General features: G+C 71.1%; 13 protein-coding genes. 4 read left to right on the forward strand and 9 right to left on the reverse strand.

Annotation, left to right across the window (positions count from 1 at the left end; translation table 11 throughout):
- Positions 1 to 37: 37 nt before the first annotated feature.
- On the forward strand, positions 38 to 919 hold the full coding sequence (locus ACFWHU_RS00800) for a sugar phosphate isomerase/epimerase family protein (protein WP_387222913.1): 882 nt from the start codon (positions 38 to 40) through the stop codon (positions 917 to 919).
- A gap of 73 nt (positions 920 to 992) precedes the next feature.
- On the opposite strand, the gene ACFWHU_RS00805 is transcribed toward ACFWHU_RS00800, so the two are convergent.
- The 4 genes from ACFWHU_RS00805 to ACFWHU_RS00820 all read right to left on the reverse strand — a co-directional run bounded on the left by ACFWHU_RS00805 (position 993) and on the right by ACFWHU_RS00820 (position 4662).
- Positions 993 to 1586: a GNAT family N-acetyltransferase gene (locus ACFWHU_RS00805; RefSeq protein WP_387222915.1), complete on the reverse strand. Its 594-nt coding sequence runs from the start codon at positions 1584 to 1586 to the stop codon at positions 993 to 995.
- Between the two features lie 255 nt (positions 1587 to 1841).
- The gene (locus ACFWHU_RS00810) at positions 1842 to 2711 is read right to left on the reverse strand and encodes an ABC transporter ATP-binding protein (protein WP_387222917.1); all 870 of its coding nucleotides are present in this window, start codon (positions 2709 to 2711) and stop codon (positions 1842 to 1844) included.
- Positions 2708 to 3724, reverse strand: coding sequence for an ABC transporter substrate-binding protein (locus ACFWHU_RS00815; RefSeq protein WP_385793176.1), 1017 nt, complete (start codon positions 3722 to 3724; stop codon positions 2708 to 2710). The genes ACFWHU_RS00810 and ACFWHU_RS00815 overlap by 4 nt, the downstream gene beginning before the upstream one ends.
- A gap of 89 nt (positions 3725 to 3813) precedes the next feature.
- Positions 3814 to 4662, reverse strand: coding sequence for an ABC transporter permease (locus ACFWHU_RS00820; RefSeq protein WP_107434013.1), 849 nt, complete (start codon positions 4660 to 4662; stop codon positions 3814 to 3816).
- A gap of 259 nt (positions 4663 to 4921) precedes the next feature.
- Between ACFWHU_RS00820 and ACFWHU_RS00825 the strand changes: the two genes are divergently transcribed.
- From ACFWHU_RS00825 to ACFWHU_RS00835, 3 genes are all read left to right on the forward strand, one after another.
- Positions 4922 to 5980 carry a LacI family DNA-binding transcriptional regulator gene (locus tag ACFWHU_RS00825; protein ID WP_387223923.1) on the forward strand — a complete coding sequence of 353 codons (1059 nt, stop codon included), beginning with the start codon at positions 4922 to 4924 and terminating at the stop codon, positions 5978 to 5980.
- Positions 5977 to 7155, forward strand: coding sequence for a mandelate racemase/muconate lactonizing enzyme family protein (locus ACFWHU_RS00830; RefSeq protein WP_387222920.1), 1179 nt, complete (start codon positions 5977 to 5979; stop codon positions 7153 to 7155). Before ACFWHU_RS00825 ends, ACFWHU_RS00830 begins: the two co-directional genes overlap by 4 nt.
- A gap of 61 nt (positions 7156 to 7216) precedes the next feature.
- Complete coding sequence (locus ACFWHU_RS00835; protein ID WP_387223925.1) at positions 7217 to 9199, forward strand: DUF2264 domain-containing protein; 1983 nt, start codon at positions 7217 to 7219, stop codon at positions 9197 to 9199.
- Here ACFWHU_RS00835 and ACFWHU_RS00840 read toward each other — a convergent pair.
- From ACFWHU_RS00840 to ACFWHU_RS00860, 5 genes are read right to left on the reverse strand one after another with little or no spacing between them, the layout of a single operon-like run.
- Positions 9191 to 9721 (reverse strand): GAF domain-containing protein, encoded by a 531-nt coding sequence (locus ACFWHU_RS00840; RefSeq protein ID WP_387222923.1) that lies wholly within the window; start codon positions 9719 to 9721, stop codon positions 9191 to 9193. The genes ACFWHU_RS00835 and ACFWHU_RS00840 overlap by 9 nt on opposite strands.
- Positions 9718 to 10362, reverse strand: a complete 645-nt coding sequence (locus ACFWHU_RS00845; RefSeq protein WP_387222926.1) for an ATP/GTP-binding protein — start codon at positions 10360 to 10362, stop codon at positions 9718 to 9720. The genes ACFWHU_RS00840 and ACFWHU_RS00845 overlap by 4 nt, the downstream gene beginning before the upstream one ends.
- Entirely contained in the window at positions 10340 to 10711 is a 372-nt protein-coding gene (locus tag ACFWHU_RS00850) for a DUF742 domain-containing protein (RefSeq protein WP_385793169.1), read from the reverse strand. Before ACFWHU_RS00850 ends, ACFWHU_RS00845 begins: the two co-directional genes overlap by 23 nt.
- A gap of 2 nt (positions 10712 to 10713) precedes the next feature.
- Positions 10714 to 11151: a roadblock/LC7 domain-containing protein gene (locus ACFWHU_RS00855; protein ID WP_385793167.1), complete on the reverse strand. Its 438-nt coding sequence runs from the start codon at positions 11149 to 11151 to the stop codon at positions 10714 to 10716.
- 6 nt (positions 11152 to 11157) lie between these two features.
- On the reverse strand, positions 11158 to 13122 hold the full coding sequence (locus ACFWHU_RS00860) for an ATP-binding protein (RefSeq protein ID WP_385793165.1): 1965 nt from the start codon (positions 13120 to 13122) through the stop codon (positions 11158 to 11160).
- Positions 13123 to 13320: the final 198 nt, after the last annotated feature.

Consider the following 13320-nt stretch of genomic DNA (forward strand, 5'->3'; position numbering starts at 1 on the left):
ATTCAAGCGAGTTGAACGAGCCGAGAGAAGAGGTCACGTGAAGGGCACACGAAGAGCGTTCCTGGGTACGGCGGCGGCGGGGCTGGCCGCGGTCGGACTGGCGTCGACGACGGCCACCGCCCACGCGGCGGAGTCCGGCCGGCATCACGACCCGCGGTGCCGGCGCCGGATCCCGCGCGGCGGCATCGGCATGCATCTGTACACCATGCGGTCCGTCCTGGCGACGGACTTCGCGGGGACGCTGGAGCAGCTGGCGGACATCGGCTACGCGACGGTCGGTGTCAGCGGGCGGTTCGGCCTCAACGCCACCCAGATCCGGCAGGTGCTGGACGATGTCGGCCTCAAGGCCGTTCTGGAGCACGTCGGTTACGCCACGGTGGCGGGCACCGGCCTCCAGCAGGCCATCGCGGACGTCCACACGCTGGGCGGCGAGTGGGTCGTCGTACCGAGCCTGCCGACCGCGATGCACACCCCCGCGGGCTACCGCGAGGCCGCGGCCGCTATGAACAGGGCGGGCCGGGTGGCGCGCGAGTCGGGTCTCGGCCCGGTGCTCTTCCACAACCACGACGCGGACCACAGGACGGTCGAGGGAGAGGTGCTGTACGACATCCTGCTCAACGAGACCGACCCCGAGTACGTGGGCTTCGAACTCGACGTCTACTGGGCGGCGAAGGGCGGTGCGGACCCGCGCCGGCTGTTCGTGGAGGAGGGCCCGCGCTTCCCGGCGCTGCACGTCAAGGACATGGCTCCGAACGGCGACTTCGCGGACGTCGGCTCGGGAGTCCTGGACTTCGCGGAGATGTTCGAGACGGCGCACCGGGGCGGCGTACGGCAGTGGCTGGTCGAGCACGACTCGCCGAAGGACCCGTTCGCCACGGCCCGTAATAGCTACCGCCATCTGTCGAGGCTGCGGTACTGAAGCCGCGGCGGCTCACCTGATGGTGTGTCACACCCCTCGACGGGCCTCACGGCCGGTCGGGGGGTGTGGTGCGTTACGGGCGCGCCGGTTCGGGGCCGGGGCGGTCGGCGGGATGGGTCCCTTGCTGCTCGGCCGGTGCTCTCAGGACGGCGCCGTGTAGCAGTGCACCAGGACCGTCCGGCCCCCACCGCTGCTCCGCCGTCGCCATCAGCGTCCATCCCTGGCGTTCGTACAGCGCCGCCGCCGACCGGTCGGACGTCACGACGTCCAGTACGGGATGCAGCCCGCGCCCACGGGCGTCGCGGACGGTCTCGGCCAGCAGGAGTGCGCCGATTCCGTGGCCTCGGGCCTTCGGTGAGACGAACAGCCGGCTCACCACCACCGCCTTCTCCGGCCCGGTGCCGGTACGGCTGCTCCAGAGGCCGGGCGCCGCGTCGTCGGGCCGGGCCGGGGAGAGGCAGACGTGCCCGACGACGACGCCGTCGAGCAGCGCCACCCAGGCGGCCGACGACTCCGCGGAGGACCCCGGCGGCGTCAGCCAACCCGCCGGATCCTGGGGCCAGTTGACCGGGTAGCCGTCGCTCTCGTGAACCTCGGCCAGTACACGGACACACGCGTCGAGGTCGGAGCTGTCGCGGCGCCTGACAGAGATGCGTTCATGGCTCACCGACGCAGCCAATCACAGGGCCGACCCGAGGACACCCGGTTATCGGGGCGGACGGGCGGACGGCGAACCGCCCCTCCCTCCGCCGGCGTGGCCGGGGCGGGAAGGGCGGCCGAGTGTGCGCCACGCGGTCTCACCGGGTGAGCGAGCCCCGGTCGGTACGGGGCACGGGCACCGTGCGACGCGGCGTACACGGGCGGTGGCGGCACTTCGACAGGTCGTGCCGCCACCGCCCGGTTTCTGGGACCGGTCCCCCGTTCAGTCCTGCGCCGACGCCGCCCCCAGCAGTTCCCTGATGTGCGTCGTCGCCTCGCGGAACTCCGGCCGGGCCAGGGTCTCCACATAGTCCCGCTCCGGCGGCAGCCCCACGTCGATGATCTCCGTGATCGTGCCGGGCCGGGGGCTCATCACGACGACCCGGTTCGCCAGGTAGACCGCCTCCGAGATGGAGTGGGTGACCAGCAGCACGGTCGTGCCGGTCTCCCGCCAGATGCGGTTGAGCTCCATGTTCATCTGCTCGCGCGTCAGCGCGTCCAGCGCGCCGAACGGCTCGTCCATCAGCAGCACCGGCGGCTGGTGCAGCAGCGCCCGGCACAGGGCCACCCGCTGCTGCATCCCGCCGGACAGCTCATGCGGATACGCGTCCTCGAAGCCGCCGAGGCCGGTCATCTTGATGAGCTCGTCCGCGCGTTCGCGTGCCAGCGCGTTCGGCATCCGGCGCATCTCCGCCTGGAGCAGGATGTTGCGCCGGGCGCTGCGCCACTCCAGCAGGGCGGCCCGCTGGAAGACGTAACCGATGTCGGGCCGGGGCCCGTCGACGCGCTCGCCGTGCAGCCGAACGTCACCGCCGGACGCCTTCAGCAGCCCGGCGACCAGCTTGAGCAGTGTCGACTTGCCGCACCCCGAGGGGCCGACGATCGCCACGAACTCGCCCATCGGCACATCGAGCGACACGTCCTGAAGGGCGGTGACGTCGCGGTCCTTCGTACGGAACCGGACCGCCACGTCGTTCAGGGAGACCGCCGCCGTGCCGTCGGCACCCGCGCCGTCCTTCGTTCCGTCGTCCTTGCTGAGACCGGTCTTGCTCACGCCATGCTCCCGGAGAGTCGCTTCCCTGGGCATCGTCATCCCTTCAGTGCCGAGCTGTCCCAGTAATCCGCCGGCGCCTTGGGGTTCTTGACGAGACCGGCCTCGGCGAAGACGTCGATGGTCTCCTGCCAGTCGGCCTCGGTGTTGAGTCCGGGGGCCTTGCCCTGGGTCGACTCGGTGTGCAGCAGCGTGATCGTCGTCGCGAACTGCTCGGTCAGTACGGCCTCCGGCGGAAGCTGCTCGGAGGCGCCCTCCATCGCGGCGACCGCGGGCTCCGGCGCCTTCTCGGCGGCGGCCCACGCCTCGCTGACCGCGGTGGCCATGCGCTTCGTCAGGTCGGCGTCCGTCTTGAGGATCTTCTGGCCGGCGATCAGGCCGTTGGAGTAGAAGTTGAGCCCGTTCTCCGAGAAGCGCAGGTACTCGACGTCCTTCTTGGCCTTGTCCGCCATGGTCGGGCCCTGGTCGCTCGCGTAACCGAGCAGCGCGTCCGTCTTGCCGGAGATCACCGCGGCGATCTTGCCCGCCGGGTCGGTGTTCTGGACCTTGACGTCGGACAGCTTGAGGTTGTTCTTCTCCAGGAAGATCGGGAACGTCTTGCTGAGCGCGTCACCGGCCGTGCCCGCGATCGTCTTGCCCTTGATGTCGGCGGGCGTCTTGATGTTCTGGTCGGCGAAGAACTGCACGGACGACGGCGTCGTCTGGAGCATCACACCGAGGCTCTTGACGTTGACGCCCTGGTCGACCCCGCTGATCACGGCGGGGGTGTCGGCCCAGCCGAAGTCGGTCTGCCCGGCGGCGGTCGCCTGCACGGTCTTCTGGGATCCCTGGCCCGCGCGGATCTCCAGGTCGATGCCGTGCTTCTCGAAGATCTTCTCCTTGACGCCGTAGTAGAACGGCGCGTGTTCGCCGTACGGGTACCAGTTGAGCGTCAGCGTCACCTTGTCGAGCTTCTTGCCGGAGTCGCTGGTGGTGGTCTTGTCGCCGTCCTCGCCGCAGGCGGTGGCGACCAGAAGAAGCGGCACGAGGCCGATCAGGAGTCTGCGGGAGTGCATGGCTGGCCCTTCTCGGAGGAGAGGTCGGGGTCGGACGTGGTCGGTCTGTCGGTCTTGCTCGGTCGATCGGACGTCACCGATAGGCCTCATCAGAACGAGGTCGTGACGTTGTTGTCCCGGCGGCTGGCGTGCCAGGGCAGGAGAAGCTTCTCGGCGATCTCGACCAGGACGAACAGGACGACGCCGATCAGTGACATGACGAGCAGGCCCGCGAAGAGCATCGGGGTGTCGAGGTTTCCGTTGGCCTGGAGGATCACGTAGCCCAGGCCCTCGTTGGCGCCGACGAACTCACCGACGACCGCGCCGGTCACCGCGAGTGTCACGGCGACCTTGAGGCCCGAGAACAGATGCGGCAGCGAGGCCGGGAAGCGGATCTTGGCGAAGGTCTGCCACGGCTTCGCCCCCATCGTCGCGGAGAGCTGGAGCATCTCCGGGTCGACCGCCTTGAGGCCGGTGACCATGGAGATCACGACCGGGAAGAAGGCGATGAGCACCGCGATCAGGACTTTCGGCGTGATGCCGAAGCCGAGCCAGACGACGAACAGCGGCGCGATGGCGATCTTCGGTACGACCTGGGCGAAGAGCAGGATCGGGTACAGGGTCTTCTCGACGGTCGACGAGTAGACCATGACGACGGCGGCGAGCACCCCGACGACGACGGCGATGACGAAGCCGAGCAACGTCTCGTAGGTGGTCACCCACGTGTGTTCCCAGATGTAACTGGTCTTGCCCGTCAGTACGTCGAGGGTCGCCCCGGGCGAGGGGACAAGATACGGCTCGACCAACTCGGCGGCAGCGACGGCCCACCACGCGACGAAGCACGCGAACAGCAGCGCGACGGGCCGCCAGCTGGTCTCGACGGCCTTGCCGAACCGCTCCCCCGCTCCTGGCCTGTTGCGTGTGGCGACTCCCGCGATCTCTTTTGTCGGTCCCGGCATGACGCTCTGGCTCACAGTCAACTCCTCGGGAATCGAGAGCGGTTGGGCACCGCTGTCCGACCCTCTGCTGTACCGGCTGCCGTACTGCCCAACGGAAGAAGCGCTTTCAGAAAGCGCTTTCTGGTAAGGTGATCGCCACGCTAATGACTGCTTGTCCGAACGGTCAATAGGTCGTCCGGAAGTTTCGGGGCCCCGTCAGGGGACCTGCCGCCACCGCGACTCGGGGGCCGTCTTGAGTGAACGGGAACCAAGTGCCCATGTGACGCTGGACGTCGTGGCCCGCCGCGCGGGCGTATCGCTGGCGACCGCGTCCAGGGCCCTGAACGGAACCGCGCGCGTCCGGGACGAACTGCGCGACCGCGTAAGGGCGGCGGCGGATTTGCTCGGTTACATCCCCAACGCACATGCCCAGGCGCTCGCCAGTTCGTCGAGCAACACGGTCGGACTGATCTGTCACGACGTCGGCGACCCGTACTTCGCCGCGATCGCCGACGGTGTGATGCGCGCTGCCGCCGAACAGGACGTCCTGGTCATGCTCGCGAGCACGTTCCGCGAACCGGCGAGGGAGATCGAGTACGTCTCCATCCTCCGCGCCCAGCGCGCCCGCGCCATCCTGCTGATCGGCTCCGGCTTCCAGGACCGCACCTGGGAACGGGCGTTGAGCGCCGAACTCGACCCGTACATCCGCGCGGGCGGCCGGGTCGCCGTCGTCAGCCGGCACCGCAGTGTGCGCGCCGACGCCGTCCTGCCCGAGAACCGCGCGGGCGCGACGGCGCTCGCCCGCGCGCTGCTGGCGCTCGGGCACCGGCGGTTCGCCGTGCTGAGCGGGCCGCCCAACCTCACCACCGTCGCGGACAGACTGGCCGGATTCCGCGAGGGGCTCGCCGAGGCGGGGATCACGCTGGAGCCCGAATGCGTCGTGGAAGGCGCGTTCACCCGCGACGGCGGCTACGCGGCCGCCCGCGAACTCCTCACCCGCCGGACCCGCCCCACCTGTGTCTTCGGCGTGACCGACGTGATGGCGGTGGGCGCGCTCGCCGCGTTCCGCGAGGCGGGCATCGACGTGCCCACCGACATCTCGCTCGCGGGCTTCGACGACATCCCGCTCGTACGGGAGTTGACTCCCCCGCTCACCACCGTCGCCCTGCCGCTGACCGCCATGGGCCAGCACGCCATCTCGCTGGCGCTGCGCGAGCCGCACGGGCAGCGTTCGCGGGTGCTCCGGGTGGGCGGCGAGGTGGTGCTGCGGGCCAGCACCGGGCCGCCGCCGGCCGAAGCCCCGCCCGAGGAGAAGCGATCCGAAGGAGAAGTGGGATGAGGGAGAGGGGCGAGATGAAGGAGGAGTTGGCCGGCATGAGGATCGACCGTGTCGAGACGTTCGCCGTCGAGCTGCCCACCCACCGCTCCTTCGGCGTCGCGGGCGGCTCCGTGGCCGTCGCGGGCACCCCGTCCGTCCGGATCCTGGTCCGGGTCGGCGCCGACGGGCTGTACGGGTGGGGCGAGGCGACACCCATTCCCGCCTGGACGTACGAGACCGCCGAGTCCATCGTGACGACCGTCGACCGCTACCTCGCCCCCGCGATCATCGGCACGCCCGTCTGGAATCTGGACGCCGTCGACACCGCCTTCGACCGCGCGGTCAACCGGGGATTCACCATCGGCGCGCCCCTCGCCAAGAGCGCCGTGGACGTGGCGCTGCACGATCTGCTGGGCCGGGCGGCGGGGGTGCCGCTCGGTGTGCTGTGGGGGCAGCGCCGGACTTCGAGCATCGAACTCGGCTGGATCGTGTCGGGCCAGTCGCCCGCCGAGGTGGGTGAGAGCGTCGCCGAGGGGCGGGCCGAGGGGTACCGCGCCTTCAAGGTCAAGGTCGGTCTGCACGACGAGGACACCGACGCGGCCGTGGTGGCCGCCGTACGCGAACACGCTCCGGACGCCCCGCTGTGGGTCGACGCCAATCAGGCGTACACCGTGCCCGTCGCGCTGCGGATGGCCCGCCGGTTCGACGCGCTCGGGGTCACCGCCTTCGAACAGCCCCTGCCCGCCAACGACATCGCGGGACTGCGGCGGCTGCGGGACCTGTCGGCCGTGCCGGTGGCGCTGGACGAGAGCCTGCGGCACCCGAGTGATCTGGCGACGTTCGTCCGGCTCGGGGCGGTCGACGTCGCGATCGCCAAGGTTCAGCGCAGCGGTGGCCTCACGCTCTCCCGGCGGCTGTGCTCGCTCGCCGAGGACTGCGGGGTCGAGCTGATGGGGTCGGGGCTCACCGAGTCGGACCTGGGGCTGGCCGCCTCGCTGCACCTGTTCGCGGCGTACGGCATCACGACACCGGTCGATCTCAACGGCCGACAGTTCATCGGCTCGCCGTACGCGGGCGAGACCGTACGGGTGGAGAACGGGACCGCTTGGGTGCCCGAAGGGCCGGGGCTCGGGGTCGAGGTGGACGAGTCGGTGGTACGCGAGTTGGCGGTCGACGTTCTGGAGCACCGTGTCTGACAACCCATCAGCCCGTGCGGGGATCGAGGACGGACCGGCCCACCCGGCGAGGCACTCGCGGCTGGTCCTGCCGCCCACCGACACGGCCCTGTCGCCGCGCACCGGCTGGACCCGCGCCCACTGGGAGTCGGTCGCCGACCAGCTGCTCGACGCGCTCCTCCCGTACGCCACGCCGGGCCGGGCGCTGTACCGGCTGCCCGGCAGGACCAGCGGGTCGGGCGAGCTCTCCGACGGACTTGAGGGTTACGCCCGGTCGTTCCTGCTCGCCGCCTTCCGGATCGCGGGGGCACGTGGAAAGGTGGACGAGGCGCTGATCGAGCGGTACGCGGCCGGACTCGCCGCCGGTACGGATCCCGGCAGCGGGGAGTCCTGGCCCCGACTGGCCGACCGTTCGCAGCAGATGGTGGAGGCCGCCTCGATCGCGATCGGGCTGCACGAGACCCGCCCGTGGATCTGGGACCGGCTGGACACGCGGGTGCGCGAGCGGGTGGCGGACTGGCTCGGGGGCTTCGTCGGCCGCCGTACGCACGACAACAACTGGCGGCTCTTCCAGGTCGTCTCGGAGCAGTTCCTCGCCTCGGTCGGGGCTCCGCACAGCCGCGCCGACATCGAGAACGGACTGGACAGGATCGAGGACTGGTACGTCGGGGACGGCTGGTACACGGACGGCGACGGGCGGAAGTTCGACTACTACAACGGCTGGGCGATGCATCTGTATCCGCTGCTCTGGTCGCGGATGGTCGCCGGTTCGGGAGCGGGTTCCGCTGTGGCGCCGGGAGTTGGGCCGGGAGCCCGGCAGGCCACGGGCTCGGTGGGCGACGACGGCGGGCGCACCGAGGTCTACCGGCGGCGGCTCGCCCGCTTCCTCACCAACCACCCGCACTTCTTCGGCGCCGACGGCGCCCCGGTCCACCAGGGTCGTTCGCTGACATACCGCTTCGCCGCCGCGGCCCCGGTGTGGATGGGTGCGCTGGCCGACTGCACCCCGCTGGCTCCGGGGCTCACCCGCCGGCTCGCCTCGGGCGCGGTGCGGCACTTCGTGGAGCGCGGGGTGCCCGACGAGCGCGGGCTGCTCACCCTCGGCTGGTACGACGCGTTCCTCCCGGTCACCCAGTCCTATTCGGGGCCCGCGTCGCCGTACTGGGCGAGCAAGGCCTTCGTCGGGCTGCTGCTGCCCGCCGACCACGCCGTCTGGACGGAGCCCGAACTGCCTTTGCCCGTCGAGGAGTCGGACCAGTACACCGCGCTGCCCGCGCCGGGCTGGCTGCTGCACGGCACCGAGCGCGACGGGATCGTACGGCTGGTCAACCACGGCAGCGACCATCAGGACCCGCAGGGGGCGGCTTCTCCCGCGAGGGAGCCGGGCGACGACGACCCGCATTACGCCGCGTTCGGCTATACGTCGGCGACGGCGCCCGACACGGCCGCCGAGGCGTGGGCCGACCGGCTCGGCAACCACCTCGCGCTGCTCGCGCCGGACGGCACCCCCAGCAGACGACGCCGGATCCACCCGGAGCGGTGCGAGGGCCGGATCGCCTCGTCCTGGTACGAGGCCGAACTGCCCGGCGAGCGAGGGCCGTTCCGGATCGCCACGACGAGTGTGCTGCACGGGGCTTGGGAGATCCGGGTGCATCAGGTCGAAGCGCCGGCGGGCTGTCCTGTCCGGGAGGGCGGTCACTCGGTGGCCGCGTCCGACGCGCCGCCGACGACCGACTCCGGTCCCGGCTGGGCGCTCGCTCGCACGGCCGCCGGTCTGAGCAGCGCGGTGGTGGGGCTGTACGGCTGGGATCCCGGACGGGCGGGAACGGTCGTCCGCCGGGAGGGCGCCAACGCCTACGGCACGTACTCCGCGACACCCTGCCTGCGGCTGGAGGGCCATCCGGGTGGGACGCACCTCCTGGTGACGCTGATCGCCCTCGCCGGGGACGCGTCGGCGGCACCGGACGCATCGGCGCTGCGCGACTCGGTCCACGTGCAAGTGGACGATGGTGCGGTGCGGTTGACCTTCGCGGACGGCGAGACCGTGCGCGTACAGCTAAATTGATCCGCCGTCCTCCCTCCGGCGTATCTGCTCGGACAGCTCGACGGCCAGCGACTTGACGGTCTCCAGGCCGGCTCTCCCCCAGTGCCGGGGCCGGGTGTCCACGACGCAGACGGTGCCGAGCGCGATACCGGTCCGGTCGATGAGCGGCACGCCCAAGTAGGAGCGCAGGCCGGTCTCGTCCACGATGGCGTTGCCCGCGAACTGCGGGAAGTCCCGTACGTCCTCCAGGACGAGCGCCTTGCGCCGTACCACCACATGGGGACAGAAGCCGTGGTCGCGGTCCCTGAAGCGTCCGGTCCCGGGGACCGGAGCGTGCAGGCCCGCGTAGAACTGCCGCTCCTCGTCTATGAAGTTGACCATCGCACGTGGCGTGCCCGCGAGTTGGGCGAGATGCAGCGCGAAGGCGTCGAAGGCCGGCTCGGACCGTTCGCCGATGCCGAGCAGGCGCAGCCGCCGTACCCGGTCGGGCGCGTCCCGGTCGACGGGGGTGAGCAGCAGCCGGCCGATGGGGTCGTACCTCACGACAACACCCCGTCGTCCGGACCGACGCCGCTCGCGACGACGGAATCGGGGACGGCGGCGGCCGGAGCGGCGGTGAGCAGGTGCTGGACGAGGGTGACCAGCGTCTGGATCCCGGAGCTGGCGATGCGCGCGTCGCATATCACGACGGGCACCTCCGGCCTGAGATCGATCGCCGCCCGTACCTCCTCGGGGTCGTAACGGAAGCTGCCGTCGAACTCGTTGACCGCGACGATGAATCCGATACCGCGCTGTTCGAAGAAGTCCACGGCGGAGAAGGAGTTCTCCAGCCGCCGTGTGTCGGCCAGGACGATCGCGCCGAGGGCGCCCCGGCAGAGTTCGTCCCACATGAACCAGAAGCGCTCCTGTCCTGGCGTGCCGAAGAGATAGAGGACATGACGCTCGTCGAGCGTTATGCGGCCGAAGTCCATGGCGACCGTGGTCGAGGTCTTCAGCTCGACACCCGTCAGATCGTCCGTCTCGGCCCCGACCTGTGTCAGCAGTTCCTCGGTGCTCAGCGGCGCGATCTCGCTGACCGCTCCCACGAATGTCGTCTTGCCCACCCCGAAGCCGCCGGCCACCAGGACCTTGAGCGCGGTGGGAAACGGGGTGGGGAAGGAGTCAGAGCTGTCGTCGTAGGCCATCGAGTACTGCCTCCAGAAGGGAACAGTCGCTGGGATTGTCGAAGTTGTGGGGTGGCCGGACCGTGACGGCGCCGCTGTCCATCAGGTCGGAGAGCAGGATCTTCGTGACGACGGCGGGCAGCCGCAGATGCCCGGCGATCTCCGCCACGGACGTCGGCCCGTGGCAGAGGGCGAGCGCCTCGCTGTGCTCGGGGCCGAGATATGTCTGGCTCATGGCTCCCGTGGCCATGACCAGCGACATCAGATCCAGCTCCGCCGTCGGGCGGGTCCGGCCGCCGCTGACCGTGTACGGGCGGATGAGCCGGCCCGCCGCGTCGTCCAGCCACGGCCCGTCCGTCGGGACCGTCACGGTCACTGCCCCGTGACGCTCGATGTGGTGCCGGCCGCCTGCCTGACCGGCGTCGCCAGATATGGCCTGACGCTCTTGACCAGCATCGCCATCTCGTAGCCGAGGACGGCGGCGTCCGCCTCGCGTCCGGCGAGTACGGCCAGGCAGGTGCCGGAACCCGCCGTCGAGACGAAGAGCAGGGTGGAGTCCAGTTCCACCACCACCTGGCGTACCTCGCTGCTGTCACCGAAGCGCGCGCCGGCGCTGCGGCCGAGCGAGTAGAGGCCGGAGGCGAGAGCGGCCATGTGGTCGGCGCTGTCCGCGTCGAGGCCGTGGACCGATCTGACGAGTCCGTCGGAGGAGAGGAGTACCGCGCTACGGGTGTACGGCACCCGCTGGACCAGACCGCTGAGCAGCCAGTCGAGGTCGGAGACGTGGCCTGTCGGCGCATCGCTCGCCATGGTGATCTACTCCTTGGGGGGGTTGTCTCGGTCTCCGCGTCGCGGATCCGGCAGTTCCGTCGCGGGGGCGGGCGCGGGTCCTGGCCCGGGGTCCCTGGCGGGCTGGGCCTCGGCGAGGCCGATGCCGCGCTGGAAGGCGGCCATCAGACCGGGATCGTGGAGGGCCTGTTCCTCGTCGCCGGGCGGTGCGGGCGCGTCCCGCAACTGGGGGACGAGGTGCTCCTGGCTGCGGCGCCTGGGCAGTTGGGGCCGGTCCATGGTGCCGCGCACGGCGCCGGGTACGGAGGGGCCGTCCGTCACCGGCAGGAACTCGGGCCGGGGCGAGGGCTGGAACCGGCCCTCCGGCGGGAACGGATCCTTCGGCCGGAACGGGTCCTCCGGCAGAAACGACTCTTCCGGCCGCGGGTGTTGATCCGGTTCGGGGGGCCGGGGCCGCGCGGTCGGGCCGGTGGGCGTGTCGGCCGGCGCGGGGCGCGAGGCGCGCTCACCTCGTACGGGCAGCGGCCGGCGCCCCGAGGCCCGCCGGTGCGACGGGCGTCGGCGGGCTTCCGCCGCCGGGCTCGCAGGGCTCACGGAGCCGGGCCCCGCCTCGTACACCGGCGCGGGTACGGACGGTGGCGCGGGCGCGGGGGGTGCCTCCCGCACCGGAGCGGGCATGGGCGTGGGCGTGGGCGCTCCGGGGGCTTGGCCGTCGGTCTGCCCCGATGCGTCTCCGTCGACACCCAGCAACGCCTGTGGCAGGACGAGTACGGCCTGGATCCCGCCGTAGATGTTGGCGTGCAGCCGGACGGCGATGCCGTGCCGCCGGGCGAGCGCCGACACCACGAACAGCCCGATCCGCCCGTCCTGGAGGAGATGGGCCACATTGACCTGGTCGGGGTCGGCGAGCAGGGCGTTCATCCGCTTCTGCTCGTCGGCGGGCATGCCGAGCCCGCGGTCCTCGACCTCGATGGCCAGTCCGGCGGTGACCTGCTGGGCGCGGAGCAGGACTTGGGTGTGCGGCGCCGAGAACAGCGTGGCGTTCTCCACGAGTTCGGCCAGCAGATGGACGACGTCGGCGACGGCGTGCCCGCGCAGGGTGCCGTTGACGGGCGGCACGAGTTTGACCCGCGGATACTGCTCGACCTCCGCGACGGCCGAGCGCAGCACCTCGGTCAGCGAGACCGGCCGGCTCCACTGGCGGCGCGAGATGGCACCGCCGAGTACGGCGAGATTCTCGGCGTGCCTGCGGATGCGGGTGGCGAGATGGTCGACCTGGAAGAGACCTTTCAGCAGATCCGGGTCCTCGACCTTGTTCTCCAGCTCGTCCAGGAGCTGGATCTCCCGGTGCACCAACGACTGGAGGCGGCGCGCGAGGTTGACGAAGACCTCGACCTTCTGTTCGTTGCCGACGCTGCTCGACAGCCGGGACGCCTGGACGACGGCGGCGATCGCGTGCTCCTGGGACCGTCCCAGTTCCTGGGCGAGCAGGTCGAGTTCGTCGCCGACGGGTGCCTTCGCCGGGGGCGGCCGGCGTGGTGGCGGGCCCTCGCCGCGGCGCAGCTGTTCCACGACGCCGCGCAGGTCCGCCTGGGCGCGGGCGCTCGACCGGCGCAGCGCGTTGGAGCGGTCGTGCACGGATCTGGCCACGCGGTCGGCACCGACGGCGGCGGCCGTTGCCGCGAGGACGCCGATCAGCACCGTACCGACGACGGCGGCCCAGATCTCGGCGGTCGGCGCCATCCCGCCGGAGCGGACGGTGACGAGCAGGGCGAGAAGGCCGCTGAGCGTGGCTATGACGGTCGGCACCACGGCGGCGCGCAGGAGTTGGGGGCGTACACCGGCTTCGGACGGCGCCGGTGCGGGAGGCTCGGGTGCGGCCGGGCCTTTGGCAGGCGACGCCTTGGCCGAGGGCGTACGGGTGCCCGGCCGGCCGTGCCGGCCGCCTTCTCGGCGATCGGGTCGCGCGGTGGGTGCGCGAAGTTGAGACATCAGCGTCCTCGGTACGTGGGGCCCCAGGCATTCGGTGTTCTGCGGCTGTGTGGTGCGGTCGTGTGGTGCGCGGTCGGCGGCGTGACGGCGGGCGGACATGCGAAAGAAGCCCAGCGTTGATCACCGAGCACACACGGTAGTTGGCGAATAGTCAGTTTCGGCGGGCAGTTGACGAAGTTGCCCACAGAGCATCCCGCT

The sequence above is a fragment of the Streptomyces sp. NPDC060366 genome (assembly GCF_042725135.1).
Lineage (GTDB): Bacteria > Actinomycetota > Actinomycetes > Streptomycetales > Streptomycetaceae > Streptomyces.